Genomic DNA, 26334 nt, shown 5'->3' with positions numbered 1-26334 from the left:
GGGACGCGCCACGGCTCGGCGCGCCCGTTCGCCCGGCGCAGAGCCGCCATCGGGGAGTCGTCCGCGCGGGTCAGGTACTCGACCCAGTCCGACATCTCCGCCACGCTGCCGGAACCGACGTTCCCGCTGACGTACGGCTCCGCCCCGAGCAGCTCGCACAGGTCCATGAACTCGTGCGTGCCGAAGGAGTTGTCCTCGACGACGTCACCCCAGTGCGAGTTGACCATGCGGGGCCGCTGGTCGCGCGGGCCGATGCCGTCACGCCAGTGGTAGTCGTCGGCGAAGCAGCCGCCCGGCCAGCGCAGGTTCGGGATCTTCAGCGCGCGCAGCGCGTCCACCACGTCGGAGCGGATGCCCCGCACGTTCGGCACGTCCGAGTCCTCGCCGACCCAGAACCCGCCGTAGATGCACCGGCCCAGGTGCTCGGCGAAGTGCCCGTACACGTGACGCGAGATGCGCGGGCCGGGAAGGTCGAGGTCGATGACCGCCGTCGTGGTGGTCGTCGTCTCGGGGCTTGCCGCGGAGGCAGGCGGAGGCACGGAGGTGCTCACGGGGTTGGTCTCCTTTGACCGGGTAGCGACTGGGTGACGCGCAGAACGGATGGTTGGCCTGTGGTCAGGCGCCGCGCGTGGATCCACGCACCACGAGGCGCACGGGTGCGACGACATGCTCGGCAGGGCCGGTCCAGCCCGACATCCGGCGGTGCAGCAGCCGGACGGCCGCCTCGGCCACACCCTCGTGGTTGGCGTCCACCGACGTGATGCCGGGAGGTACGAAGCTCGACATGTCGAGGTTGTCGAAGCCGGCGAGCTGCACGTCGACGGGGACGCGCAGCCCGTGGTCCGCCAGGGCGGACAACGCTCCGAGGGCCACGATGTCGGTGACGGCGAAGACCGCGTCGAAGGGCAGCCCGGACGCGATGACCTCGAGCATCGCGTCGCGACCACCACGGGACGTGTAGTCGCTGACGGGCACGACGTAGGCCGGGTCGGCAGCCAGCCCGGCATCCTGGTGCGCGCGCTCCCACCCGAGACGACGGTCCGTGGTCATCGTGTGCGCCGCGTCGGTCGAGCACCCGAGCGCGACGATGCGGCGCGAGCCGTGCTCGATCATGTGCGCCGTGGCGAGCAGGGCGCCCGACTCGTTCGCCAGACGCACGTGGTCGAGGTGGTCGGGCACATCGCGCTCACCGAGCAGCACGATCGGCTTGGGGGTGCGGACCCGCCCCAGCTGCTCCCGGTCGACACCGGCGACGGACAGCAGGACGCCGTCGTAGATCTGCAGGCGCGAGACGCTCAGCGCCTCCATCTCCTGCTCCGCGTTGGCGCTGGTCCGCTCGAGGACGAGGTGGCGACCCTCCGCCTCGACCAGCGGGGCGACCTGGTCGGCGAGCTCCCCGAAGTAGTCGTGGAAGCTCGGCACGACGAACGCGACGGTGTCGGTCCGTCCGGCGCGCAGGTGCCGCGCGGTCAGGTTGACCTCGTACCCGAGATCCTCGACGGCCGCCATCACGCGGGCGCGCGTCGACTCGCCGACCGGGAGGCGCTCGTTGAGGACGTTCGACACGGTCATGACCGAGACACCGGCCGCACGGGCCACGTCCGCCATCCGCACCATGCGGATCTCTCCTTCCCGCGACACCCCTGCTCGTCCGGCGTTCGCACGTCGGGCGCGCAGCCCGGCCACATCGCCGGAGCGCGCTCAATATATCGATACAACGCGGGACTGCAAGGCCCACGTCGAAAGAGTTTCGAACACCCACCCGGCGTGTCGTCCCGCCGCGTCCACGCCGTGGGCACCGCGGACGGGAGCTCGGCACTCTCGCCGCACACGCGGACTGTGATGCATTCTCGCAGGTCACGGCCCTACTGAGCGGCGTGACACCGGGGGCAGGAGCGACGCGAACCGGGGCGTTCCCGGCCCGGACGACCGCACCGGAAGGTTGCCGTGATCATTTCGAAACATGCGGGGGCTTGACTGGGCCCGATGGCCTCTCTACTTTAACGCTAAAATCCCGCCGGGATGAGGACGCGAAGCCCCACCGTGCGTCCGATAGGCACGAGTTCCAGTCAAGGTCGACCGGAACAGTTCTCAAGGGAGAGACCTCGGTGCGTACCGCAAGAACGAAGTTGTCAGCTCTTGTCCTGGTGGCAGCCATGTCCGCGGGGCTTGTCGCATGTACCTCGGACAGCGACCCCGACGACGGCCCCTCCAAGCCCGTCGTCATCCCCGAGGGTGATCTCGCGGACAAGTCGGGGACGCTGACCCCCAGCAACCCGACGACGCTCACGACCTGGATCACGACGGCCTCGCAGGCGCCGGCCGCCGACAACAAGATCACCAAGCTGCTCAAGGACCAGCTCGGGGTCACCCTGGAGTACGAGATCGTGACTCCGGACAACGTGGACCAGAAGATCGGCGTCATGCTCGCCGGCGGTCAGTATCCCGACCTCGTCGGGACCACGGACCTCAAGATGCGTCTCCTCGAGGGCGGCGCCCTCCTGCGTCTCGACGACATGCTCGCCACGGGCGACTACCCGAACCTCGCCACGCACGTCGAGGACGACATCAAGAAGATGAGCTACTCGGGCGAAGAGGTGGACCCGGGCCTGTACATCTTCCCGAACTACAACCGCTTCTACGGCGAGGTCACGGGCGGCACCTACTACGGTCCCGCGTTCTGGATCCAGAAGCGCGTCCTCGAGGACGCCGGCTGGCCCGACCTGAACAACATGACGCTCGAGCGCTACTTCCAGCTCATCGCGGACTACAAGGAGAAGAACCCCGAGACGGAGGGCGCTCCGACCGTCGGCTTCGAGGTCCTGGCGTCGACCGGCCGTGAGTGGGGCATGACGAACCCGCCGGCGCTGCTCGCGGGCTCCCCGAACAACGGTGGCGTCATCGTCGACGACAGCAACAACGCGCAGATCTACGCCGACAAGGACATCGCGAAGGACTTCTACAAGGTCCTCAACGAGCAGTACGCCGCGGGTCTCGTCGACCGCGAGTCCTTCACGCTGACGTTCGACCAGTACGTCGCCAAGCTGGCCACGGGCGCCGTCCTCGGCATGCACGACCAGGGCTGGGACTTCCAGACCGCGACCGACTCGCTGCGCAGCGCCGGCAAGGACCAGTACACCTACGTGCCGCTCATGCCCGTCTACGACGGCGCTGAGCCGTGGTACGCCGACCGCCCGGTCATGAACACCAACCAGGGCTTCGGCATCTCCGTCTCCAGCAAGCAGCCGGAGAAGGCGATGAAGTTCCTCGACCTCATGCTCAGCGAGCCCTGGCAGAAGGTGCTCTCCTGGGGCATCGAGGGCGAGGACTACCAGGTGGGCGACGACGGCATGTTCACCCGCACGGACGAGCAGCGGGCCAACGCCCGTGACCTCACCTGGCGCGCGTCCAACCGCCTCGAGGCGCTGCTCGACGTGCTGCCGAAGCACAACGGCCAGTTCACCGACGGCAACGCCTACAGCCCCGACGACCAGCCCGCCGAGTTCTTCGCGACGCTGACCGACTACGACCGCAACGTCATGGAGCAGTACGGCAAGAAGACCTGGCTCGAGTTCATGAATCCGCAGCCGGAGAACCCCAAGTACTACCCGGCGTGGAACATCACGCTCTCCGACGACGCCAACCAGGTCAACCAGCAGCTGACCGACGCCAACGTGCAGAACCTGCCGAAGATCATCGCCGGTGACCCGGCCGACTTCGAGGCGAGCTGGAACGCCTACGTCGACACCATCAAGAAGATCGACGTCAAGGTCTACGAGGACGCGATCAACGCTGGCATCCAGGAGCGCCTCGCCAACTGGTAACAGTCCGTGAGTCGTCGTGGTGGGGGGTCTCGACCCCCCACCACGGCCACTCGCGACGGCCACCCACTGCTTCTGACGACGAGGTTGGACAGATGACGGACGCACCGGTGAAGAACCTGGTGACCGCCTCCGGGCCCGAGCCGGCCCCGGAGCCCGCGAGCAGCTCGCGCGCTCCGCGCCGCAAGGCCCGGACGCGACCGGCGAAGGAGCCCAAGCGCAAGATCACCTGGGACAGGATCAAGGCGCAGCGCGTCCTTCTGCTGATGGCCGTCCCGCTGCTGATGTACCAGATCCTGTTCAAGTACGTCCCGGTCTACGGCTGGGCGATCGCCTTCCAGGACTACAAGCCGGGTCGCGGCAACATCTGGAACCAGGAGTGGGTCGGCTTCGAGAACTTCGTCGACCTGTTCACCGGTGTCAACGGTGAGCGGTTCCGCCGGGTCGTCGTCAACACGCTGGGACAGTCCGTCCTGACCCTGGTGGTCGGGACCCTGGGGGCCATCGTCCTGGCGCTGCTGCTGAACGAGGTCAAGAACGCCCCGTTCAAGCGGATCATGCAGAACATCACCTACATGCCCCACTTCCTGAGCTGGGTCATCGTGGCGAGCCTCGCGTCCGTGGCGCTCTCGCTGCCCTCGTCGGGCGGGTTCATCAACCAGGGCCTCATGAACCTGGGCATCGTGCAGGAACCGATCCTGTTCCTCACCGAGCCGAACCACTTCTGGGGGATCGTCGCAGGGACGAGCCTGTGGAAGGAGCTGGGCTGGAACACGATCCTGTACCTGGCCGCGATCACCGCCATCGACCCGAGCCTGTACGAGGCGGCCGAGGTCGACGGAGCGGGGCGCTACCGCAAGATGTGGAACATCACGCTCCCGGGTATCCGGCCCACGATCGTCGTGCTGCTCATCATCAACAGCGGCTGGATCCTGTCCACCAACTTCGAGCTGCCGTACTTCCTCGGCAACGGTCTGATCTCCGAGACGGCCGAGACCATCGACGTCTTCGTGCTGAGGTACGGCTACCAGCTGGGCAACTACAGCCTCGCCGTGGTCGCGGGCATCTTCAAGACGGTCGTCGCGATCATCCTGGTCGGCTCGGCGAACATGGCGGCCAAGCGCCTCAACCAAGAGACGCTGGTCTAGGAGGACTTCATGTCAAGCACCCTTGCCCCGAAGTCCCTGGAGCGGAGCGCCGCCAGCCCCAGGCGACGGCGCCACAAGTGGACCACCGAGCGGATCATCTTCACGACGCTCAACACGAGCTTCCTCGTGCTCCTCGGGGCACTCATGCTCTACCCGCTGCTGAACACGCTCGCCATCTCGCTGAACGACGGCATGGACGCCGTCCGCGGCGGGATCGGCATCTGGCCCCGTGTCTTCTCGCTGAAGAACTACGAGGTCGTACTCAACATGGACTCGATCTACCAGGCGTTCATCATGAGCGTCCTGAAGACGGTCGTGGTGGTCGCGACGAACCTGCTGTTCACCTCGATGCTCGCCTACGCGCTCAGCCGCAAGGAGTTCATCTTCCGCCGCCCGATCACGCTGATCTTCGTGCTGACGCTGTACTTCGACGCCGGCCTGATCCCCAACTACCTGCTCATCAAGGACCTGGGCATGCTGAACAGCTTCCAGGCCTACTGGGTGCCGACGATCATCAGCGCGTTCAACCTGATCATCCTGCGCACGTACATGAAGTCGATTCCCGAGGAGATCACCGAGTCGGCACGGATCGACGGCGCGGGCGAGTTCCGCACGTGGTGGCAGATCATCATGCCGCTGTGCAAGCCCGTGCTGGCCGTGGTGGGTCTGTTCGTGGCCGTCGGCAGCTGGAACGCGTGGCTGGACACCCTGCTGTACAACTCCGGCGACCCGGCGCTGACCACCCTGCAGTACGAGCTGCAGAAGCTGCTGGCGAGCTCGATGAACGCGGGTGCCAACTCCGGCAACAGCGCGGCGAACGCGGCGTCGGTCGGAGCGGGTGGGCAGCTCACGACACCGATCGCGCTGCGGTCGGCGATCACCATGGTGGCGGCCGTGCCGATCCTGCTGGTCTACCCGTTCCTGCAGAAGCACTTCGTGTCCGGTCTCATGATCGGCTCGGTGAAGGGCTGACGGCGTCGGCCTCCCGCGCACCGCGGGAGGCCGACCGCGTCCTCGAGAGTCCTCGACCCCGTCACGTCCGCGCACCGAGAGGCCCCGACCATCTTTCGTTTCAACCCGGCGTCGCTGCTGTGGCGCATCCTCGACTCGCTCGGCTCCATCATCCTGATCAGCCTGCTCTGGCTCGTGAGCCTCGGGCTCGTCGTAACGGCGGGCGCGGGGACCGTCGTCGCGTACGAGCTGTGCCGCAGGTACGTGCTGGGCAAGGACGCCGGGCCCTGGGCGGTCGCCACGAAGGCCTGGCGGCAGAGCTGGGCGCAGGCGACGGTCGTCGGCCTGCTGGCCGTCGCGGTCGCGGCGGTCGGCCTCCTCACGCTGTCCTACCTGCCCACCCTCGGGCTGGCCGAGGTGCTGGTACCGCTGCTCGTCATCGGCCTCTTCCTGGTGCTCCTGCTGTTCTGGTGCCTCCCGCTCGTCGCCCGCTTCACCAACCCCACCTGGCGTCAGGTACGCAACGGGCTCACGTTGGGTCTGACGACACCCAGCCTGACGTTCCTGCTCGCGATCGCCGTGTTCGTCGGGTGCGTCGCCATCTGGAACTTCATGCCCGCGGTGTTCGTGGTGCCCGGCCTGATCCTCGTGTGGTGGTGCTACCTGCTCGAACGGTTCTTCGTGGACCGGGGGTACGTGAGACCCGAGCCGGCGGACGCGGAGGCCTGACACCTCCGCTTCTCCCCCGCCACCGCACGACCCAGTGATCGACGAAAGGCGTTGTCGTGACCATCCTGCACGTCGCCGTCACCGGTTCCGACCGCGCTGACGGCTCGGCCGAGGCCCCGTTCCGGACCATCAACCGGGCGGCCCAGGCCGCCCTGCCGGGCGACACCGTCACGGTGCACGAAGGCGTGTACCGGGAGTGGGTGAACCCCCCGCGCGGCGGGACTGCCGACGCGCCGATCACGTACCAGGCGGCGGTGGGCCCGGACGGGCGGTTCGAGCCCGTCACGATCTCGGGGGCCGAGGTGGTCACCGACTGGCGCCCCCACCCGGGCGCCGAGGGCCGCGTCTGGGTCGCGCGGGTGCCGAACGCGCTGTTCGGCGCGCGCAACCCGTACGCCGAGCGCATCGGCGGCGACTGGTTCTTCGACCGGGTCAACACCTGGCACACCGGCGAGGTCTACCTCGACGGCAGGTCGATGTACGAGTCGCTGACACTCGGCGGCGTCGAGAACCCCGAGGTCACCCCCGACTCGTTCGACCCGCAGGGCTCGCTGCTGACCTGGTACTGCGAGGTGGGCGACGACGTCACGACGATCTGGGCGAACTTCGGCGGGGCGGACCCCGCCGAGCACGAGATCGAGATCAATGCGCGCACCTTCGTGTTCTGGCCTGCGGCGACGGGCATCGACCACATCACGGTCCGCGGGTTCACCCTGACGAAGGCCGCCACGCAGTGGGCGCCGCCCACCGCGCTGCAGGAGGGTCTGATCGGCCCCCACTGGTCGAAGGGCTGGGTGATCGAGGACAACACGATCACCGACTCGAAGAACGTCGGCGTCTCGCTCGGCAAGGAGGCCAGCACCGGGCAGAACGAGGCGGCCGCGGGGCCCGACGGCGCCAAGGGCGGGACGCAGCGCGAGCGCGAGGTGATCCAGCGCGCGCTCGTCCTGGGCGGACCGGCCGCCGGCGAACCGCACCCGTGGCACCGGGACCACGTCGGCTCGCACACCGTACGGCGCAACACGATCCGCGACTGCGAGCAGGCCGGCGTCGTCGGGCACCTGGGCGCGGCGTTCTCGACGATCGAGGACAACCACATCTTCCGCATCCACGTGAAGCGGCAGTGGCACGGCGCCGAGGTCGCCGGGATCAAGCTGCACGCCGCCATCGACACCGTGATCAGCGGGAACACGATCCACCACACGCACCGCGCGCTGTGGCTCGACTGGCAGGCCCAGGGCACCCTGGTGCGGCGCAACGTGTTCTACGCGTCCACCGCCGAGGACTTCATGGTCGAGGTCTGCCACGGCCCGTACCTCGTCGACTCGAACCTCTTCCTGTCGCCGTGGGCGGTCAAGGACATGTCCACCGGCGGCGCCTACGTGCACAACTACTTCGCGGGTCGTCTCGCGAACTGCACCGAGCACCAGCGGTACACCCCGTACCACGTCCCGCACGGCACGGCCGTCTACGGCGTCTCGAACATCCTCGGCGGCGACAACCGGTTCTACAACAACGTCTTCGTCGGTGACGGCGCCCCCGGGCCCGGCGGGTCGGACGCGCACGAGGAGGCGGCGCTCGCGAGCTTCTGGTCCGGTGCGATCGACATGGACGGTGTGCCCGGCCAGGCGACCTTCGTCCCGACGCCCGTCGGCACCTCGCAGTACGACGCCTACCCGACGCCGCAGGAGTACCCGCACGAGCGCGGGAGCGACCTGGCCGGGCCGCGGCTCCCGGTCTGGGTCGAGGGCAACCTCTACGCGGAGGGCGCCGTCCCGTTCCGCGCGGAGCCCACGGCCGTCGTGGTCGGCACGTCACCGGTGCGCGTCGAGGTGCTCGACGCGCAGGCCGGGACGGTCCGGGTCGAGGTCGACCACGCCGACGACGTCCCCCTCGTCGACCCGGTGACGACCGCGCGCCTCGGGACGAGCTACCAGGCCGAGATGCCCTACACCAACCCCGACGGCTCCGACCTGGACCTGAGCACCGACGTCTGCGGGATGGCGCGGGACCGGGTCGTGCCCGGGCCGTTCGCCGCCTCGGCATCCGGGCTGCGGGTTCTTGTCGCACCGGGGGCGCCCAGCCGCTGAGACATGCGCGCGGAGCGGCCGTCACCAGCGGCGATGCGAGTGACGGCCGTTCGCCGTCCGGCCTGGCGGCTCCGTCCTCAGCAGGCGTCTGTCCGCGCCCGGTGGTGACGGGCGTGCTCGTCGAGGAACGCGTCGACGGCCGCGTGGTAGGCGGCAGGCTGGTCGCGGCGCACACAGTGGCCCGCGCCCTCGATGACGACCCTGCGGACGAGCGGGTTGTGGACGAGGTCCGGGCGGGGCGCCATGGGCGCGTCGGGCGGCAGGACGAGCAGCGTCGGGACCGCGAGCGCGTCGAACAGCTCCTCCCAGCCGGGCTGCCCCAGGAACAGCCCGCGTCGGACGTACCGGCGGTCGACGAGGGGGCGGCTGTCGGCCCACGCCTCGATCTCGGTGTCGCTCCACGGCGTCTCGCGCCGCATGCGCGCGACCTCCGCCGCACGGTCGTGCTCGGTGGCGATGAGCGACGACTCGACGCTCGCGACGATCGCGGGATCGGCCACGAACGCGGCGTCCTCGTCGTCGGTGGGAGTCCCGTCGGGCTTCGCAGGGTCCTCGAGCACAAGCGCACTGACCTGCTGAGGCCGGGCGAGCGCCGCGCGCAGGGCGAGCAGGCCTCCGAGCGAGTGCCCGACGAGCGCGACCGGGCCGGGCTGCGCGTCCAGCAGGTCGAGCACGTCCGCGAGCATCACCTCGGGCGCCCGCCCGAGCTCGTCGTCGCAGAACCGCGGCGACCGTCCGTGCCCACGCAGGTCCGGCGCGTGCACGTCCCAGGCGTCGCCCCAGTGCGCGATGAGGTCGGGCCAGGTCGTCCCCGCATCGGTCAGCCCGTGCAGGAGGAGGACCGTGGGTCGGTCGGGCCGGCCGTAGCGGTGCACGGCCAGGGAACCCCCGGCGGTCCCGCGGCCGCCGCCGGTGGCGCGCGACGCGTCGCCGCGGTCCCGACGCACGCGGTCGGCTGCGCCGCCGTCGAGCGTGACGTCCTCGTAGGCCTCGACGCGGGGCGCGCCTGCGAGCAGGGTGTGCCACTCGTCGATCAGTGCGCGCATCGCGGGGTCACGCTCGACGCGGACCTGGTCCGCCTCGTAGGTGACGCGGTCGCGGTACTCCATGATCTCGACGAACGCCCCGGGCTCGGCCAGGCTCCACTGCAGCCGTACCGTGATGCCGCCGGGTGCCTCGTAGACCGGGCGGGCGCGGGCGAGGAACGACTCGAGCGTGCGGGCGTCGCACGCCGCCCTGCCGTGCAGGTAGAGGGTGATCATGGCGCCCATCGTCTCGACCGCCCCGTGGCGGTGCATCGGCCGGACGTCCTGAGCCGCGCCGCGCGACTCGCCCAGCGACGTCGGCGGACGCCCGCCGCCCGGGCCACCTAAGGTGTCCCGCGATGATCACTCGTGCCGAAGCGGCGTACCTGGGCGCCGTCCGGGCGTTCCAGAACCCGATGCTCGACCTGCTCCACAAGCGGCACGCCCCTCTCGTCGTCTCGCTGCTCTCGCTGGTGTTCACCGCGGAGCGCCCGACGGTGCCGGTGGCCGACGCGCACACCGAGGTCGGGGACGCGCTCGACCAGCTCCGCTCGGCGGGCGTCGGCGACGACCTGCCGACAGGCACGGCGCGTGACCTGTGCCGGCAGTGGGCGGACGCGGGCTGGCTCGTGCGGCAGGTGCTGGACGACGACGTGGAGGTCTACCGCCTCTCGGCGCACGCTGTCGGTGCGCTCGAGGTCGCGGGACGTGCGGGCGGCGCGCGGGCGCGTGTGTCGCAGTCGCGCGTGCGGACGCTGCTGGACGCGGTCGAGCGCCTCGCGCAGGACGCGGACCCGGACGCCATGGTGCGGGTCGCACGCCTGGACTCGCAGATCAAGGCGCTGCAGGCGGAGCTGGAGCGCGTGCAGCGCACGGGCGTCGTGGACGAGGTCGACGACGAGGACCTGCTCGAGCAGGCGGAGAACGTCGTGCACCTCATGCGCGAGCTGCCCGCCGACTTCGCGCGCGTCGCGGAGTCGATCAAGGCGATGCAGCGCGACGTCGTCACGGCGCTGCGGCAGGACGAGCGCCCCACGGGCGACGTGCTGCGCGAGTACCTGCAGCGCGGCGAGCACGTCATGGAGTCGACCGTCGAGGGTCGCGCGTTCGCGGGGGCGTTGCGGCTCATCGGCGACCCGCAGCGGCTCGACGACCTGGCGGGCCACCTCGACGTCGTGCTCCGGCACCGGTTCGCGCGGCGGCTCGACGCGCAGCAGCGCGGTGACCTGCGGGACGTCGTGCGCCGCATCGAGGCGGGCCTCGAGCAGGTCTTCGCGGCGCAGCGCGAGGCGTCGTACGTGATCACGGCGCAGGTCCGCAACCACGACCCGCTGCGCGACCGGCAGGTCGACTCCCTGCTGCGGGACGTCATGACGGGCCTGCAGGCGTGGATGCCGGACGCCCGCCGGTTCGAGGCCGTACCGCCCGTGCGGCGGTTGCCGGTCGCGGACGTGGAGCACCTGCGGCAGACCGTCGGTGACCTGCGCACGCCCGAGCCCCCGGACGCGCTCGCACAGTGGGACGACGAGGACGGCGACGTCCCGGCGGACGACGCGCGCGCGTGGGGTGGCCCGCACTACGCCGAGCTCGACGCGCACCTGAGCGCGTTCGCCCGCTCGTCGCACGACGAGGTGGACCTCGCCGCCGCGTTCGACGCCGCACCCGACGACCTGCGCCGGCCCGTGGACCTGCTGGGGCTGCTCGAGCTGGCGCACGCCCACGGCATGCAGGAGACCGACCGGGTCGCGTTCGTCGACGCGGTCCGCCCCGACGGGACGCGCCGCCGCCTCGCGTTCGGCGCCGTCACCACGAGCACCACCCGCACGAAGGACGACGATGACTGACACGACGACCGACGCACGCACCGGCGAGGTCGACGCCGACGCGCCCGCCACCGCTGACGCCGGGTTCATCTCCCCCGTCGCGATGGAGGACGACCCGGCCGAGCTGTTCGCGGGCGACAACGGCACGCTCGACGCCGACGTGCGGCGCGTGCTCGTGCGGCTGCTGCAGCGCCGGTTCCTCGTCGCGGACCGCAACCGCGCGCAGTGGCGCACGCTGCTCGAGAACCAGCAGCTCGTCGAGTCGCGCCTGCACGACCTGTTCGTGCACCTCGTCGTCGACCACGAGCGCGGTGTCGCGTACAAGCGGCAGGTGCGCTCGGCCGAGCTCGACGTCCCGGTGCTGCTGCGCGACGAGGCGTACTCCCGCGCCGAGACGCTCGTCCTGGTGCACCTGCGCACCGTGTTCCAGCGGGAGCGCGGTGCGGGCGAGACGTCCGTGCACGTCGACGTCGAGGAGATCGAGGCGACCGCGCTGACGTACTTCGACCCCGACGACACGAACGTCGCGACGCACCAGCGCGAGATCCGCGCGGCCGTCGCACGGCTCGCGAAGGACGGGATCGTCGACGAGGAGTCCGAGGGCCGGTTCCGCGTGACGCCGCTCGTCGAGGTCGTGCTCAGCAACGAGCGCCTGGCCGAGCTGCGCGACTGGCTGCGCGAGCGCGCCGAAGGTCGCACGGTCGGGACCACGCCCGACGAGGGTGCGCACGACGACGCCACCGACGCGACCGAGGAGGCCGCACGATGACGATGGTCGACACGCTGTTCGGCCTGATCCCGGCCGCGTCCACCGGCCAGCAGTGGGTCGCGCGCGACCTGCAGCTGGTCAACTGGGGCGGGTACGACGGCCACCACCGCATCCGGCTCGCGCCGACCGCGACGCTGCTGTCGGGCGGCTCCGGCTCGGGCAAGTCGACGCTCATGGACGCGTACATCGCGCTGCTCATGCCGCACACGACACCGTTCAACGGCGCGTCGAACGGCGGGGTCGTCGGGCGCCCGCGCGGCAAGGACCAGCGCAACATCCTGTCCTACGCGCGCGGCAAGCTCGACGAGTCCCGCACCGAGGACGGCACGCGTCAGCGGGTGCTGCGCGGCGACGGCCGCGACACGTGGTCGGCGATCGCGATGACGTGGGCGGACCAGTCGGGCACGCAGTTCACCGCGGTGCGCGCGTGGTACGTGCCGTCGGCGGCCCGCACGCTCGAGGACGTCGTCGCGGTGCGTGCGACGCGCGACGGCGAGCTCGACCTGCGGGACCTCGAGCGGGCGGCCGCCACCCGGTTCTCGCGCCCCGCGCTCACCGAGGCGGGCCTGTCGGTGTACGACACGGACCGCGAGCTCACCGCTCGCCTGCACTCGACGCTCGGCATCGGTGCGGCGGGTGACGGGCACAAGGCCGTCGCGCTGCTGGGCCGCATCCAGGCGGGCCAGCAGATCACGACTGTCGACGCGCTCTACAAGGCGATGGTGCTCGAGGAGCCGGACACGTTCGCGACGGCCGACGCGGTGGTCGAGCAGTTCGACAAGCTCACGGGCACGCGCGACCAGATGATCACGGCGCGTCAGCAGGTCAAGGCGCTCGAGCCGATCCGCGCCTACCGCGCGGACGTCGACGAGGCCGCGGCCCGGCTGCGCGTGATCGACGAGATCGGCACGTTCGACGACGTCGCCTCCCCCGCCGCGCTGTGGAAGCACGCGCACCGGCTCGACCTGCTGCGCGCGGCCGAGGCGGACCTGCAGCACCGCCACCACCGCGCACGCGACCTGGTCGCGGAGACCGAGGCGCGCATCGCCGCGGCGCGGGCCGAGCTCGACGGCGTCAAGGAGACGCTGTGGACGTCCGGCGGCGACCGGCTCGCGACCGCGCAGCGTGAGCTCGCGGCCGCCGAGCAGCGCCTCGCGACCGTGCTGCGCGCCCGGGCGCGGCTCGACGAGGCGCTCGCCGGCCTCCCCGGCGTGTCCGTCGCCTCCGAGGCCGAGCACGCCGCGCTCGTCGCGCAGGCGCACGACGCGCTGCGTGACACCGAGACGAGGAACGCGGCCCGGCAGGAGCTCTTCGACGCGATGTCGGAGAAGAAGGAGGCCGTCGCCGACCTCGCGGACCTGCAGGCCGAGCGCGCCGCGGTGACCAGGCGGCAGGACAACATCCCCGGCGAGCTGCACCGCGCCCGCGCGGCGCTCGCCGAGGCGGCGGGCCTCACGCCCGGGGACCTGCCCTTCGTCGCCGAGCTCGTCGAGGTCCGCACCGAGCACGAGCCGTGGCGCGAGGCGTTCAACCTCGCGCTCGGCGGCTTCGCGACGCGTCTGCTCCTCGACGCCTCGCACCTGCGGGCGTTCCGTGCCGCGATCGACGCCGTCCCGCTCGCTCGTCGGATCCAGTTCCAGGGCGTGCCCACGGACCTCCCGGACACCGTCGCGGTGGACTCCCGCACGTTGCCCGGTCGCCTCGACTACCGCACGTCGCCGTTCACGGGCTGGCTGCGCAGCGAGCTCGCGCAGCGGTTCGACTACGTGTGCGTCGACACCCCGGGCGAGCTCGCGCAGCACCCCCGGGCGCTCACCCGGGCCGGCCAGATGTCGCAGGGCACCCGCGGCGCACACGGCGGCCGCGGGCAGGCGAACGTGCTGGGCTTCACCAACACGCGCCGACTCGCCGACCTGGACCGCCGGCTGGACCGCGCGCGCGAGCGCGTCGCCGCCGCGCAGGCGCAGGTCGAGGCCGCCGAGGCCCGCCTCGACGGCGACGACGCGCGTCGACGCTCCTACGAGTCCGTGCTGGAGCTGACCTGGTCGCAGGTCGACGTCGCGGGCCAGCAGGCGGCGATCGACCGGTGGGAGCAGGTGATCGGCGGCGTCACGTCGGGCAGCCCCGAGGTGACCCGCCTGCAGCGGCGCGCCGACGAGCTCGACACGACGATCTCCGCGCTGACCGAGCAGCTCGGCCGCTCCAAGGGCGACGTCGCGGCGCTCGCGGACCGCTGGTCGTCGGTCACCGACGAGGTGGACGTCGCGCAGCGCGCGCTCGACGAGGCCGAGGCGCAGGGCACGGTCGTGTCCGACGACCAGCGCGCCTACCTCGAAGGTCTGCTCGTCGCGCAGCGCGAGGGTGCGTCCGCCTCGTCGTCGGGCGACGACGCGACCGAGGACCTGCGGGCGTTCGACGACCTGCTCTCGCGTGCGGGCGCTCTCCTGCTCGCCGACCGCCAGGCCGCGCAGCAGGTCATCGGCACGCAGCGGGACGCGCTGCGCCGCACGTTCGAGACGTTCGTCGAACGGTGGCCGGACCCGAACCTGGGGACCGACCCCGACGCGTCCTTCGACGACTTCGAACGCATCCTCGTCGAGCTCGAGACGAACGGGATGCACGAGCTCGAGGCCGAGTGGCGCAAGAGCCTGCTGCGCCTGTCCGGCAACGACCTGACGGACCTCGCCAACGCGCTGTCGCGCTCCGTGCGGGAGATCAAGGAGCGCATCCGCCCCGTCAACGACATCCTCGCGGACCTGCCGTTCGCCGACGACGAGCACCGCCTGCGCATCGACGCACGCGACACGCAGTCCACGGTCGTCGCGCGCTTCCGCAAGGAGCTGCGCGACCTGCGCGAGGTCCTCGCGACCGAGGCGACCGACGGCGAGCGTGAGAGGCGCTACCACCGCATGGCGAAGGTCATCGACCGGATCCGGCGCACCTCCCCCGACTTCGCGGACCTCGTGGACGTGCGCCGGCACGTGCGGCTGTCGGCCGAGAAGGTCGACCTGGACGGGGAGCACGTCGCGCTGTACGACCACATCGGCGAGAAGTCGGGTGGCGAGTCGCAGGAGCTCGTCGCGTTCATCGTCGGGGCGGCGCTGCGCTACCAGCTCGGCGACGCTGGCGCGGCACGGCCGCGGTACGCGCCGGTGTTCCTCGACGAGGCCCTCATCAAGGCCGACGCGCGGTTCACCGGTCGTGCGATCGGCGCGTGGCGCGGCCTGGGCTTCCAGCTCGTGATCGGTGCGCCGAACGACAAGTTCAGCGCGCTCGAGCCGCACGTGGACCTCGAGTACGTGGTGCTCAAGGACGAGACGGGCCGCTCGCGCACCAAGCCGATCGCGGGCGTCGCGCGCCCCCAGGACGCGGCGGACGTTCACTGAGAGGGAACACGGGCGGCGCGCGCGGGGGCGGGGCCGTACGTTGCTGCGCATGACCTTCCCCGTGCGCATCGGTGTCCAGCTCGCGCCCCAGCACGCCGACTACGGCCAGATCCGTGACGCGGTGCTCCGCGCCGAGGACCTCGGCGTCGACGTGGTCTTCAACTGGGACCACTTCTACCCGCTGTCCGGCGACCCGGACGGCAAGCACTTCGAGTGCTGGACGATGCTCGGGGCGTGGGCCGAGCAGACCGAGCGGGTCGAGCTCGGTGCGCTCGTGAGCTGCAACTCCTACCGCAACCCGGACCTGCTCGCGGACATGGCCCGCACGGTCGACCACATCAGCGGCGGGCGGCTGATCCTCGGGATCGGCGCGGGCTGGTTCGAGCGGGACTACGACGAGTTCGGCTACGAGTTCGGCACCGCGGGGCAGCGGATCGCGTCGCTCGCCGACGCGCTGCCGCGCATCAAGGCCCGGTGGGCGGCGTCCAACCCGACGCCGACCCGCGACATCCCCGTCCTCATCGGCGGCAGCGGCGAGAAGAAGATGCTGCGCATCGTCGCGGAGCACGCCGACATCTGGCACTCGTTCGGCGACGCCGAGTCGCTCACCCGCAAGAGCGCGATCCTCGACGAGCACGGCGCGGCCGTCGGACGGGACACGGGGAGGCTCGTCGAGCGCTCGATCGGGGTGTCGGCACCGCCCGACGAGGTCGCGGACGGGCTGCTCGCGGGCGGGGCCACCCTGCTGACCATCGGCACGACCGGGCCGGACTACGACCTGTCGCTCGCCCGGACGTGGGCCTCCTGGCGCGACGCGCAGCGCTGATCCGCGCCCGGCGCCCGGCGGCGCCTACAGTCACGTGCTCGTGAGCACTCCCGCCCCCTCGTCGGCCTCCCGTGTCCCGCGCGTCGGCGTCGTCGTGACCGACTCCTACCCGCTCGAGGACCTCGACCACGACACCGCGCCGCTCGTCGCGGCCCTGCGCGCCCGTGGCCTCGACGCCGTCCCGGTCGTCTGGCACGACCCGTCGGTGGACGTCGCCGACTTCGACCTGCTGGTGCTCCGCAGCCCGTGGGACTACCCGGAGCGGCTGGCGGAGTTCACCGCGTGGCTCGCGCACGCCGAGGCGACGACGCACGTGCTCAACGAGCCCGCGCTCGTGCGGTGGAACCTCGACAAGCACTACCTCGCGCAGCTCGCGTCGCTCGGCGTCGCCATCGTCCCGACGACGTACCGCTCCCGGCTCGACGACGTCGCGCGTGACCTCGCCGCCGCTCCCGCGGGCACGCGCGTCGTGCTCAAGCCCACGGTGTCCGCGGGCGCGCGCGACACCGGCCTGTTCGACGCCGACGACCCCGCGGCGCTCGCCCTCGCGGAGCGGGTGCTGCGCGCGGGCGGCGTCGTCATGGTGCAGCCCGAGGTGCCCGAGCTGTCCCGCGGTGCCGAGAAGGCGCTCTACCTCGTCGACGGCGAGCTCACGCACGCCATCGGCAAGGGTGCGCTGCTCGCACCCGGCGGCGGGTTCGTCGGCGGCGTCTACCAGGAGCACCCGGAGCCGGTCCCGACGACCGCCGACGAGGAGTCGTTCGCCCGTCGCGCACTCGCGGCGGTCGGCGCCGCCACCGACCTCGAGGTCCCGCTGTACGCCCGCGTCGACCTCGTCGACTCCGCCGAGCACGGCATCGTGCTGATCGAGGCGGAGCTGTTCGAGCCGGCGCTCAACCTGCACGTCGCGCCGCACGTCGCGGACGTGGTCGCGGCGGCGGTCGAACGTCGTGCCCGCGCGCTGACGGCACGGTGAACGGCGTCCACCCGCCCTGATCGTCCGATGTGAGGGACAATGGGGGCTGTCGCGCTGCAAGCGTTCTCGCGGGACCCACGCCCCGTGAGGCCGCTCGAAGCCCGGCCGACGCGCGAGGCTCACGCGTCGGCCCGTTGCCGGGCCCCCGGGACCACGGCAATGACGGCGCGGCACCGCCTCGTCGAATGAGAAGCCCGTGCCCTTCACCGTCGGTCAGACAGTCGTCCACCCCCACCACGGACCGATGCGGATCAGCGCGGTGGTCACCCGCACCGTCCGCGACCGCGTGATCGACTACCTCGAGCTCGAGCAGCCCGAGCACGAGCTGCACGTCTCCGTGCCCGTGCCGAGCGCCGCGACGATCGGCCTGCGAGCCGTCATGACGCGCGCGCAGGTCGACGAGGTGCTCGCCGTCCTGCACGACGAGAGCCTGCCGCCGGAGAACGGCTGGTCGCGCCGCATCAAGGACTACTCGATGCGGCTGCAGAGCGGACTGCCCACCGAGCGAGCCGTCGTCATGCGCGAGATCCTGCGCCACTGCGGCCACAACGCGAGCGGGACCGCCGAGCGTGACCTCCTGCGCTCCGCGCGCGAGGTCCTGAGCTCCGAGCTGAGCGTCGCGCTCGGCGTCACCGAGGACGCGGCCGCCGCCCTCCTCGAGGAGGCCGCCCTCGACGGGCACGAGACCCCCGCCCCACGCCCCCGCTCGCACCGCCGCACGGCGCCCACGGCGGCCTGAGTCACGCAGGCGAGGCGAGCGCGCGGACCGCCTCGATCGTGTCCGCCTCCGCCGCGGTCTTGTCGTCGCGGTAGCGCAGCACGCGGGCGAACCGCAGGGCCACGCCGCCCGGGTAGCGCGACGAGCGCTGGAGGCCGTCGAACGCGATCTCGACCACCTGCTCGGGGCGGACGTGCACCACCCAGTCGTCCAACGGCGAGGTCGCGAGCGCAGTGAACCGCTCGGTCTGCCAGCGCAGCATCTCGTCGGTCATGCCCTTGAACGTCTTGCCGAGCATGACGAACCCTCCGGCCGCGTCGCGCGCGCCGAGGTGGATGTTCGACAGCAGGCCGCGCCGGCGGCCGGAACCCCACTCGACCGCGAGCACCACGAGGTCGAGCGTGTGGCGCGGCTTGACCTTGACCCACGCGCCGCCGCGCCGGCCGGCCTCGTAGGGCGAGTCGAGCGCCTTGACGACGACGCCCTCGTGCCCGGCTGCCAGCACCTCACGCAGGTGGGCGCCGGCCTCGTCGGGGTCGGTCGTCACGACGCGGTCGATGCTCGCGGCGGGGTGGTCGGAGAGCAGGCGGTCGAGCACGGCGAGGCGGTCGCGCAGCGGCTCGTCGAGCAGGTCACGACCGTCCGCGTGCAGCACGTCGAAGAAGAACGGGCGCAGCACGTGCCGCGCCGCGACCTGGGCGTCGGCCGTCGCCGCGCGCGAGGCCGTGTCCTGGAACGCGACGGGACGGCCGGTGTCGTCGACGACGAGCGCCTCACCGTCGAGCACGAGCGTCCCACCGGGCAACGAGCGGACCAGGTCGACGATCTCCGGGACGCGGGCGGTGACGTCGTCGAGGCTGCGGGTGTAGACCCGTACCTCGTCGTCGCGCCGGTGGGCCTGGATGCGGATGCCGTCGAGCTTGGCGTCCACCACCGCCGGGCCCGGACCCACGTCGGTGAGGGCGGTCGCCACGTCGGTGGCGGACTGCGCGAGCATCGGACGGACCGCTCGCCCGACCGTCAGGCCGAACCCGGCGAGCAGGCTCGCCGCCTCCGCGGGACCGGACGCGCCCAGCGCCGCGGACGCGACCGGCGCCGTCGCGCCCGCGAGCATCGCCGCACGACGCACCGCGGCGGCGGGCACGCCGGCGGCCTCGGCCACCGCGTCCAGCAGCAGCGCGTCGAGCGAGCCCTGGCGCAGCTCGCCGGTGACCAGACCGCGCAGGAGGTCCTGCTCCACGGCGGTCGCCCGCGCGAACAGCTGCGCGGCGAGCTCCTGCCGCTGCGTCCCCGAGCCGGCGCCGGACAGCTGCGCCATCCGGGCGAAGGTCGCGTCGACCTCCTCGAGCGTCAGGGTCGGCTCGTCGGCCGGGGGCGGCAGGTGCGCGAGCGAGCGCCAGCCGAGGCCCGTGCGTCGCTGCCGCAGCTCTCCGCCCAGGTAGTGCGCGACCACCGGCACGTCCGGCGGTGGGGTGCGGCGCAGCAGCTCCACGACCAGCGCGCGCTTCGCGAGCCGGGAGCGGGTCGCGGCCAGCGCGCGGGACGTGTCGGCGACCTCGGCGAGCAGCATGCCCGCATCGTCGCGCCCACCGCCCACACCGACCACCGGAGCGGGCACGCGCGGGCCGCCCCAGGGACGTTCGTCGGTTGCCCGGGCGGGCGATGTGCGGTGCGCTGAGCACATGGCCCGCCCGCACCGCCCCGCTCCACGGACCCTCGGCGCACTGTCGCTCGTCGCGACGGTCGCGCTGCTGCCGGTCGTGCGGACGTGGGGGCTGCAGTGGGGCGCCACCGAGGACGAGCTCGACGCGGTGCTCGCGGGAGACGACGTCGTGCGCGACCCGGGCCTCGTCGCGACGCGCGCGGTCACGATCGCCGCGCCTGCGCAGGACGTCTGGCCGTGGCTCGTGCAGCTCGGGCAAGGGCGTGGCGGCTTCTACTCCTACGACTGGCTCGAGAACGCGGTGGGCCTCGGCATCCGCTCCGCGGACCGGGTCGAGGAGCGCTGGCAGGACCTCGCACCGGGCGACGAGGTGCACCTCGCGGCGAGCGCGGCGCTCGCGGTCACGACCGTGGACCCCCCGCACGCGCTCGTCCTCACCGCACCCGACGCGACGTTCAGCTGGGCGTTCACCCTGCACCCGGGGCGGGACCGCACGACGAGGCTCGTGGTGCGGGAGCGGTACGCGCGGCCGCAGTGGTGGGCGGTTCCGCTGAACGAGGCGCTCGGGCTCGCAAGCTCGGTGATGTCCCGGCGCATGCTGCTGGGCGTGCGGGAGCGGGCCGAGCGCCACGCGGCGCGCTGACCTCGGCCGACGCAGGAGGCGGCGGCCGGTCCGGCCGGATGTCGGACCGGCGTGCTTCGCTGGTGCCCATGACCACTCTCGAGAACCGCACAGGCACTGCGCTGCTCGTCATCGACGTGCAGAACGGCGTGGTCGCGCAGGCGTACGACCGTGACGCCGTGCTCGGCCGGATCGCCACGCTCGTCACACGAGCGCGCCAGGAGGACGTCCCGGTGGTGTGGGTCCAGCACCAGGCGCCCGACGAGGGCCTCGTCCCCGGCGAGGACGGCTGGCAGATCGTGCCGGAGGTCGGCTTCCACGACGACGAGGCGCGCGTCGACAAGCGGTTCGGCGACTCGTTCGAGGACACGCCGCTCGAGTCGGTGCTGGCCGACCGCGGGGTCGGGCACCTCGTGGTGACCGGGGCGCAGAGCGACGCGTGCATCCGCTCGACGATCCACGGCGCGTTCACCCGCGGCTACGACGTCACGCTCGTGTCCGACGCGCACACGACCGAGGACCTCACGCAGTGGGGCGCCCCCGAGCCCGCGCAGGTGGTCGCGCACACCAACCTGTACTGGTCGTTCCAGACGGCACCCGGCCGAACCGCGGCGGTCGTGCCGTCCGACGAGGTCGCGTTCGCCGCTCCCTGAGGTCGCCCCGCTGGTCACTGGAAGTCGCGCGACGACGAGCGGACCTTGAGCGACAACGGTGCGAGGTGCTCGGCGACGAGGTTGGTCGCGCCGTCCTGCCGTTCGAGCAGACCGCGCACGACGAGCGCGCGGCTCGTGCGCGCCACGCGTCGGAACCGCTGCCACAGACCCGCCGAGCACACGATGTTGAGCAGTCCGGTCTCGTCCTCGAGCGACAGGAACGTCACTCCCCCGGCCGTGCCCGGGCGCTGCCGGTGGGTGACCACGCCCGCGACCGCGACGCGACGGCCGGGCTCGTGCCGGAACGCCTGCTCGACCCGCAGCACCCCCGCCTCGTCGAGCCCGTCGCGCACGAACTGCGTCGGGTAGGAGTCCACCGAGACGCCCGTCGCCCACACGTCCGCGGTGGCGGTCTCCACCGCGCTCAGGCCCGGCAGCGTCGGTGCGGTCACGCCCACGCTGACACCCGGCAGCGTCTCGGGGCTCTCCTGCGCGAGCGCACCCGCGGCCCACAGCGCCTCCCGCCGGGTCACGCCGAGCGAGTCGAGCGCACCCGCGGTCGCGAGCGCCTCGAGCTGCGGGGTGGTGAGCCGCACGCGACGCACCAGGTCACGCTGGTCCGCGAACGGGCCGTGCGCGTCACGCTCGTCGGCGATGCGCTGCGCGAGGGGTTCGCCGATCCCGCGGACCGCCACCAGCCCGAGCCGCACCGCGAGCGAGCGCCCCGGACCGGCATCCGGGCGGCCATCCGGACCGCCATCCGGACCGCCATCCGGACCGCCATCCGGGCCGGCAGCCGGGCCGGGACCTCTCCCGGTGCGGACACCCGCGTCCGGGGTCGGTCCCGTACCGCTCGGCCGGGGCACGAGCCGCGGCTCTCCCCCAGCGGGCTCGGGGGCGACGCGCTCGACGCACGCCTGCGCTCGTGAGCGCTGCACGTCCGGACGCAGCACCTCGACCCCGTGCCGGCGCGCGTCCGCCGCCAGGCTCTGCGGCGAGTAGAAGCCCATCGGCTGCGCCGCGAGGATCCCCGCGTAGAACGCCGCGGGGTGGTGCACCTTGAGCCACGCGCTCGCGTACACCAGGAACGCGAACGAGTACGCGTGCGACTCGGGGAACCCGAAGTCGGCGAACGCCTTGAGCTTGTCGAAGATCTGCTCACCGACCTCGCGCGAGATCCCGTGCCCCGCCATGCCCGTCATGAGCCGCTCCTTGAGCGCGAGCATCCGCTCCGTCGAGCGCTTCGAGCCCATGGCGCGGCGCAGCTGGTCCGCCTCGGCGGGCGTGAAGTCCGCGACGTCGATCGCCATCTGCATGAGCTGCTCCTGGAACAGCGGCACGCCGAGCGTCTTGCCCAGGGACGGCTCGAGCAGCGGGTGCAGGTACGTCACGGGCTGTCGGCCGCGCGAGCGCTCGATGTACGGGTGCACCGAGTTGCCCTGGATCGGGCCCGGCCGGATGAGGGCGACCTCGATGACGATGTCGTAGAACGTACGCGGACGCAGGCGCGGCAGCGTGCCCATCTGCGCGCGCGACTCGACCTGGAACACCCCGACGGTGTCCGCCGCGCTCAGCAGCTCGTACACCAGCGGGTCGTCCTGCGGCAGCGCGTGCAGGTCGAGGTCCGGCCCGCCGTGCTCGCGCACGTAGCCGAACGCGATGCGCAGCGCCGTGAGCATCCCGAGGCCCAGCAGGTCGAACTTCACGAGGCCCGCGTCGGCGCAGTCCTCCTTGTCCCACTGCAGGACCGTGCGCCCGGGCATGCGCGCCCACTCCACGGGGCACACCTCGATCACCGGGCGGTCGCACATGACCATGCCGCCCGAGTGGATGCCCAGGTGCCGCGGCAGGCGCAGGAACCGCTCCGCGAGGTCGATCACCTGCTCGGGGATCTCCCCCTCGTCGTCGGCCGAGGGGGGCAGCGTCGTCGGGACCACGTCGTGCCCGTCGGCCGTCGCGAGACCGGGCACCTCGGCCCCGCGGGGCGCGCGGCGCGGGGCCGCCGACGAGCCGGGCGTGCCCGAGGTCCACATGGCACCGCGGCGCGCGGACCGCTCGTGCCGGTCCGTGACCACGGGCGCCGCCGTCCGGGACGCGGACGCCGGCCACGGACCCGCGTGCCCGGTGTGCGGGCGCGCGGGTCGGTCCAGCACGTTCGGGCCGTCGGGTGGTGGTGGGGCGGCGGGCGCCGCGCGCAGGCTCCCCCACCGCTCGATCGACTTCGCCCACGCGTCCTGCTGACCCGCGTCGTACCCGAGCGCCCGTGCCGCGTCCCGCACCGCCGAGCGTGGCCGGTAGGAGATGACGTTCGCGACCTGCGCGGCGTGCTCGCGCCCGTGCACCGCGTAGACGTGCTGGATGACCTCCTCGCGACGCGCGGACTCGATGTCCACGTCGATGTCCGGCGGGCCGTCGCGCTCGGGCGCCAGGAACCGCTCGAACAGCAGGCCGTGGTGCACCGCGTCGACAGCGGTCACGCGCAGCACGTAGCAGACCGCCGAGTTCGCCGCCGAGCCGCGGCCCTGCGCGAGGATCCCGTTGTCCCGGCAGAACTTCACCAGGTCGTAGACGACCAGGAAGTAGCCCGGGAACCCGAGCTCCTCGATGACGCGCAGCTCGTGCTCGAGCTGCGCCCACGCCCCCGGTACGCGCTCGGCCTCGGGCGGACCGTAGAGCTCGAGCGCCCCGCGGCGTACGAGCTCGCGCAGCCACGTGGCCTCCGTGTGCCCCTCCGGCACCGGGTACGGCGGCAGCGTCGGCGCGACGAGCGACAGGTCGAACGCGCACTGCGCCGCGAGGTCCGCTGCCGCCGCGACGGCCTGCGGGTGCCGGCGGTGGCGCGCGAGCATCTCGCGCGCCGAGCGCAGGTGCGCACCCGTCCCCGCGGGCAGCCACCCGTCGAGGTCGTCGAGCGAGCTGCGCGCCCGCACCGCGGCCAGCGCCGCCGCGAGGTCCGCGTCGCGCGGGCTCGCGTGGTGCGCCGCCGTGGTCGCGACGAGCGGGAGCCCGGACCGGCGGGCGAGCTCGGCCAGCGCGTCGGCACGCTCGTCGTCGTACGCGTACCCCGTCGCCGTGACCTCCACCGCGACGTTGTCGCGGCCGAACAGCGCGACGAGGCGGTCGAGCTCACGCTCCGCCGCCGACAACCCGTCCGGCGCGACCGGGACGACCCCCGAGGGGTCACCGCCCGCGAGCGCACGCCGCACGGCGCCCTTGCGGCAGCCCGTCAGGACCAGCCACTGGCCCCGCGCGGTCTCGGCGAGCTGCTCCAGGTCGTACTCCGCGGCACCCTTGCGCCCCGTGCGCAGGTGCCCCTCCGCGATCGCGCGGGACAGCGCGCGGTAGCCGTCCGGGCCGCGCGCGAGCACGAGCAGGTGCGTGGAGCGCGGGTCGGGGACGCCCGTGGGCTCGTCGAGCACCGGCGGACCGGGCGGCGGCGCGGGCTCGCGGCCGTGGCGGCGCGCGGTGGGCGCGGGCAGGTGCAGCTCGGCGCCGAACACGGTCGGCAGGCCGACCTTGCGCGCGGCCTCGGCGAACCGCACCACGCCGTACAGCCCGTCGTGGTCGGTGAGCGCGAGCGCCTCGAGGCCGAGCCGCGCGGCCTCCGCGGCGAGCTCCTCGGGCTGGCTCGCGCCGTCGAGGAAGCTGAACGCGGAGTGCGCGTGCAGCTCGGCGTACCGGGCGTCCTCCGGCGCGGCCTGCGCGGCGCGTGACCCGCGCGGCGTGGTGGTGCGCTCAGTCATAGCGCGCCTCGCACGCCCACCCGGCGGTCGTCGCGACGAGCAGCGCGGCCGGCTCGCCGTCGAACGCGACCTGCAGGTGCGCACGCGGCGACTGCCCGCTCCACCATCGCCCGGTCAGCACCCACGGTCCCGCCCATCCGCTCACGCGGCTGCGCCGTCCCTGCGACCAGCGGACCCACGCCGGCTCGCCCGCCAGCCCCTCGCGGCCGTCGAGCAGCACCTCGACGCCCGCCGCGTCCTGCACCTGGACCGGCTCGGGCTCGGGTAGCACGGTCGCGGGCGCCGGCGGCGGGAGCCGCCCCGGCCAGGGACGGTCGAGCGGCAACGGCGCGGCACCCTGCTCGCCCCACGGGCGGACGTGGACCTGCTCGCGCACGTCACGTCCGCCCTGCACGCTCGCGGCGAGCAGCCCGCTGCCGCCGAGGATCGCCTGCACGCGGTCCATCGCGCGGTGCGCGCGCAGGTCACCGCCCGACGGGCCGCCCCACAGCCGCCCCTGCTCGGCACCGGCCGGTGCGACGTCCAGCGCCGTGACCGACAGCCGCACGAGCGTGACCGGCGGGGTGTCGTCCGACTCGTGCGCCGCGCGCGCGTCGAACGCCCACTGCACGTCCTCGTCGGTACGACCCGTCGGTCCGTCACCAGGGCGACCGGTCGCGGCCCGCCGCGCGTCCCTCAGCCGCACGCGGTCGTCGAGCGCGCGCGAGCGGGCGGTGGCGACCGCGGTGGCGGACAGCCAGCTCTCGAGCTGCCAGCGGATGCGGTCCGTGATGCGCGACGGCGACAGCCCACCCCAACCGCCGAGGTCGGTACGCCACGCGCGCACCAGGTCGGTCCCCTCGTCGGTGCGCGCCGCGATCTCGAGGCGCCCGCACGTGAGCGAGCGCTCGACGAGCAGGGTGTGCAGCTCCTCGGCGAGCCGGCGGCCCGCGAACGTCGCGGTGTCGACCCGGTCGACGGGTGGGTCGAGCGCGGTGGCGACCTCCAGGTCGGCCTCGGGACGGCGCCGCACGGGTGGGCGCTCGTCCTCGCCGCGGGCGAGCACGTGCGCCCACGTCCCGAGCCGCCCGAACCGGGCGTGCACGTCCGCGGCGGGCAGCGCCGCGAGCTGCCCCAGCCTCCGCAGCCCGAGCCGGTGCAGCAGGTCCACGAGCTCGTCGACCTGCCGGCCGGAGTCCTCCGTGGTCGCCGCGAACCCCAGCTCCGTCATCGGCCGGGACGCGAGGAACCCGGCCGACCCGCCGGGTGGGACGAGCGCCCCGGTGCGGGCCGCGACGACCGCGGCGAGCAGGCCGTCGGCCGTCCCCACGGCGCACTCGTGACCGGTCTGCTGCGCGACCGCCTCGACGAGCCGCTCGGCGAGGTTCTCCTCCGAGCCGTGGTACCGGCTC

General features: G+C 72.8%; 19 protein-coding genes. 13 read left to right on the top strand and 6 right to left on the bottom strand.

Annotation, left to right across the window (positions count from 1 at the left end):
• Together CUD01_RS13875 and CUD01_RS13870 are read right to left on the bottom strand one after the other, a co-directional pair.
• A partial coding sequence (locus CUD01_RS13875; protein ID WP_503826114.1) for an alpha-L-arabinofuranosidase family protein occupies positions 1-551 on the bottom strand: 551 nt, incomplete at its 3' end.
• A 64-nt stretch (positions 552-615) separates the two neighbouring features.
• The gene (locus CUD01_RS13870; protein ID WP_141321925.1) at positions 616-1617 is read right to left on the bottom strand and encodes a LacI family DNA-binding transcriptional regulator; all 1002 of its coding nucleotides are present in this window, start codon (positions 1615-1617) and stop codon (positions 616-618) included.
• A 539-nt stretch (positions 1618-2156) separates the two neighbouring features.
• Between CUD01_RS13870 and CUD01_RS13865 the strand changes: the two genes are divergently transcribed.
• The 5 genes from CUD01_RS13865 to CUD01_RS13845 all read left to right on the top strand — a co-directional run bounded on the left by CUD01_RS13865 (position 2157) and on the right by CUD01_RS13845 (position 8739).
• Complete coding sequence (locus tag CUD01_RS13865; RefSeq protein ID WP_208404950.1) at positions 2157-3824, top strand: extracellular solute-binding protein; 1668 nt, start codon at positions 2157-2159, stop codon at positions 3822-3824.
• Positions 3825-3916: 92 nt separating this feature from the next.
• The gene (locus tag CUD01_RS13860; RefSeq protein ID WP_094179922.1) at positions 3917-4969 is read left to right on the top strand and encodes an ABC transporter permease; all 1053 of its coding nucleotides are present in this window, start codon (positions 3917-3919) and stop codon (positions 4967-4969) included.
• Positions 4970-4978: 9 nt separating this feature from the next.
• Positions 4979-5941 carry a carbohydrate ABC transporter permease gene (locus tag CUD01_RS13855; RefSeq protein ID WP_141321921.1) on the top strand — a complete coding sequence of 321 codons (963 nt, stop codon included), beginning with the start codon at positions 4979-4981 and terminating at the stop codon, positions 5939-5941.
• 90 nt (positions 5942-6031) lie between these two features.
• Positions 6032-6649, top strand: coding sequence for a YesL family protein (locus tag CUD01_RS13850; protein WP_218023862.1), 618 nt, complete (start codon positions 6032-6034; stop codon positions 6647-6649).
• 56 nt (positions 6650-6705) lie between these two features.
• The gene (locus CUD01_RS13845; protein ID WP_141321917.1) at positions 6706-8739 is read left to right on the top strand and encodes a right-handed parallel beta-helix repeat-containing protein; all 2034 of its coding nucleotides are present in this window, start codon (positions 6706-6708) and stop codon (positions 8737-8739) included.
• A gap of 77 nt (positions 8740-8816) precedes the next feature.
• Here CUD01_RS13845 and CUD01_RS16635 read toward each other — a convergent pair whose 3' ends face one another.
• On the bottom strand, positions 8817-10001 hold the full coding sequence (locus CUD01_RS16635) for an alpha/beta fold hydrolase (protein ID WP_166772011.1): 1185 nt from the start codon (positions 9999-10001) through the stop codon (positions 8817-8819).
• 122 nt (positions 10002-10123) lie between these two features.
• On the opposite strand from CUD01_RS16635, the gene CUD01_RS13835 reads away from it, so the two are divergent.
• The 6 genes from CUD01_RS13835 (at position 10124) to CUD01_RS13810 (ending at position 18283) form a co-directional block, all read left to right on the top strand.
• Positions 10124-11608, top strand: a complete 1485-nt coding sequence (locus tag CUD01_RS13835) for a DUF3375 domain-containing protein (RefSeq protein ID WP_141321915.1) — start codon at positions 10124-10126, stop codon at positions 11606-11608.
• A complete protein-coding gene (locus CUD01_RS13830; RefSeq protein WP_141321913.1) occupies positions 11601-12356 on the top strand; it encodes a DUF4194 domain-containing protein in 756 nt (251 codons plus the stop codon). Before CUD01_RS13835 ends, CUD01_RS13830 begins: the two co-directional genes overlap by 8 nt.
• Positions 12353-15742 (top strand): ATP-binding protein, encoded by a 3390-nt coding sequence (locus CUD01_RS13825; protein ID WP_141321911.1) that lies wholly within the window; start codon positions 12353-12355, stop codon positions 15740-15742. The genes CUD01_RS13830 and CUD01_RS13825 overlap by 4 nt, the downstream gene beginning before the upstream one ends.
• 49 nt (positions 15743-15791) lie before the next feature.
• Entirely contained in the window at positions 15792-16568 is a 777-nt protein-coding gene (locus CUD01_RS13820; RefSeq protein WP_141321909.1) for an LLM class F420-dependent oxidoreductase, read from the top strand.
• Positions 16569-16608: 40 nt separating this feature from the next.
• Positions 16609-17544, top strand: coding sequence for an ATP-grasp domain-containing protein (locus CUD01_RS13815; protein ID WP_307722686.1), 936 nt, complete (start codon positions 16609-16611; stop codon positions 17542-17544).
• A 196-nt stretch (positions 17545-17740) separates the two neighbouring features.
• Positions 17741-18283, top strand: coding sequence for a CarD family transcriptional regulator (locus CUD01_RS13810; protein ID WP_166772012.1), 543 nt, complete (start codon positions 17741-17743; stop codon positions 18281-18283).
• 1 nt (position 18284) lies between these two features.
• On the opposite strand, the gene CUD01_RS13805 is transcribed toward CUD01_RS13810, so the two are convergent.
• On the bottom strand, positions 18285-19832 hold the full coding sequence (locus CUD01_RS13805) for an ATP-dependent DNA ligase (protein ID WP_141321903.1): 1548 nt from the start codon (positions 19830-19832) through the stop codon (positions 18285-18287).
• Positions 19833-19944: 112 nt separating this feature from the next.
• On the opposite strand from CUD01_RS13805, the gene CUD01_RS13800 reads away from it, so the two are divergent.
• Together CUD01_RS13800 and CUD01_RS13795 are read left to right on the top strand one after the other, a co-directional pair.
• Complete coding sequence (locus CUD01_RS13800; RefSeq protein WP_141321901.1) at positions 19945-20568, top strand: SRPBCC family protein; 624 nt, start codon at positions 19945-19947, stop codon at positions 20566-20568.
• A 68-nt stretch (positions 20569-20636) separates the two neighbouring features.
• On the top strand, positions 20637-21200 hold the full coding sequence (locus CUD01_RS13795) for an isochorismatase family protein (protein WP_141321899.1): 564 nt from the start codon (positions 20637-20639) through the stop codon (positions 21198-21200).
• A gap of 14 nt (positions 21201-21214) precedes the next feature.
• On the opposite strand, the gene CUD01_RS13790 is transcribed toward CUD01_RS13795, so the two are convergent.
• Together CUD01_RS13790 and CUD01_RS13785 are read right to left on the bottom strand one after the other, a co-directional pair.
• Entirely contained in the window at positions 21215-24943 is a 3729-nt protein-coding gene (locus tag CUD01_RS13790; RefSeq protein WP_141321897.1) for a PHP domain-containing protein, read from the bottom strand.
• A partial coding sequence (locus CUD01_RS13785) for a DNA polymerase Y subunit UmuC family protein (RefSeq protein WP_141321895.1) occupies positions 24936-26334 on the bottom strand: 1399 nt, incomplete at its 5' end. The genes CUD01_RS13790 and CUD01_RS13785, both read right to left, overlap by 8 nt.

The sequence above is a fragment of the Cellulomonas uda genome (genome assembly GCF_006538705.1).
Lineage (GTDB): Bacteria > Actinomycetota > Actinomycetes > Actinomycetales > Cellulomonadaceae > Cellulomonas > Cellulomonas uda.
Note: the sequence above shows the minus strand (reverse complement) of the source record. Positions and strands in the feature narration are given on the sequence as shown.

Bases quoted from the DNA above. Each gene is read 5' to 3' on its own strand.
- CUD01_RS13870 (WP_141321925.1), bottom strand. From the start codon at position 1,617: ATGGTGCGGATGGCGGACGTGGCCCGTGCGGCCGGTGTCTCGGTCATG.
- CUD01_RS13865 (WP_208404950.1), top strand. From the start codon at position 2,157: ATGTCCGCGGGGCTTGTCGCATGTACCTCGGACAGCGACCCCGACGAC.
- CUD01_RS13860 (WP_094179922.1), top strand. From the start codon at position 3,917: ATGACGGACGCACCGGTGAAGAACCTGGTGACCGCCTCCGGGCCCGAG.
- CUD01_RS13855 (WP_141321921.1), top strand. From the start codon at position 4,979: ATGTCAAGCACCCTTGCCCCGAAGTCCCTGGAGCGGAGCGCCGCCAGC.
- CUD01_RS16635 (WP_166772011.1), bottom strand. From the start codon at position 10,001: ATGATCACCCTCTACCTGCACGGCAGGGCGGCGTGCGACGCCCGCACG.
- CUD01_RS13835 (WP_141321915.1), top strand. From the start codon at position 10,124: ATGATCACTCGTGCCGAAGCGGCGTACCTGGGCGCCGTCCGGGCGTTC.
- CUD01_RS13830 (WP_141321913.1), top strand. From the start codon at position 11,601: ATGACTGACACGACGACCGACGCACGCACCGGCGAGGTCGACGCCGAC.
- CUD01_RS13825 (WP_141321911.1), top strand. From the start codon at position 12,353: ATGACGATGGTCGACACGCTGTTCGGCCTGATCCCGGCCGCGTCCACC.
- CUD01_RS13820 (WP_141321909.1), top strand. From the start codon at position 15,792: ATGACCTTCCCCGTGCGCATCGGTGTCCAGCTCGCGCCCCAGCACGCC.
- CUD01_RS13805 (WP_141321903.1), bottom strand. From the start codon at position 19,832: ATGCTGCTCGCCGAGGTCGCCGACACGTCCCGCGCGCTGGCCGCGACC.
- CUD01_RS13800 (WP_141321901.1), top strand. From the start codon at position 19,945: ATGGCCCGCCCGCACCGCCCCGCTCCACGGACCCTCGGCGCACTGTCG.
- CUD01_RS13795 (WP_141321899.1), top strand. From the start codon at position 20,637: ATGACCACTCTCGAGAACCGCACAGGCACTGCGCTGCTCGTCATCGAC.
- CUD01_RS13790 (WP_141321897.1), bottom strand. From the start codon at position 24,943: ATGACTGAGCGCACCACCACGCCGCGCGGGTCACGCGCCGCGCAGGCC.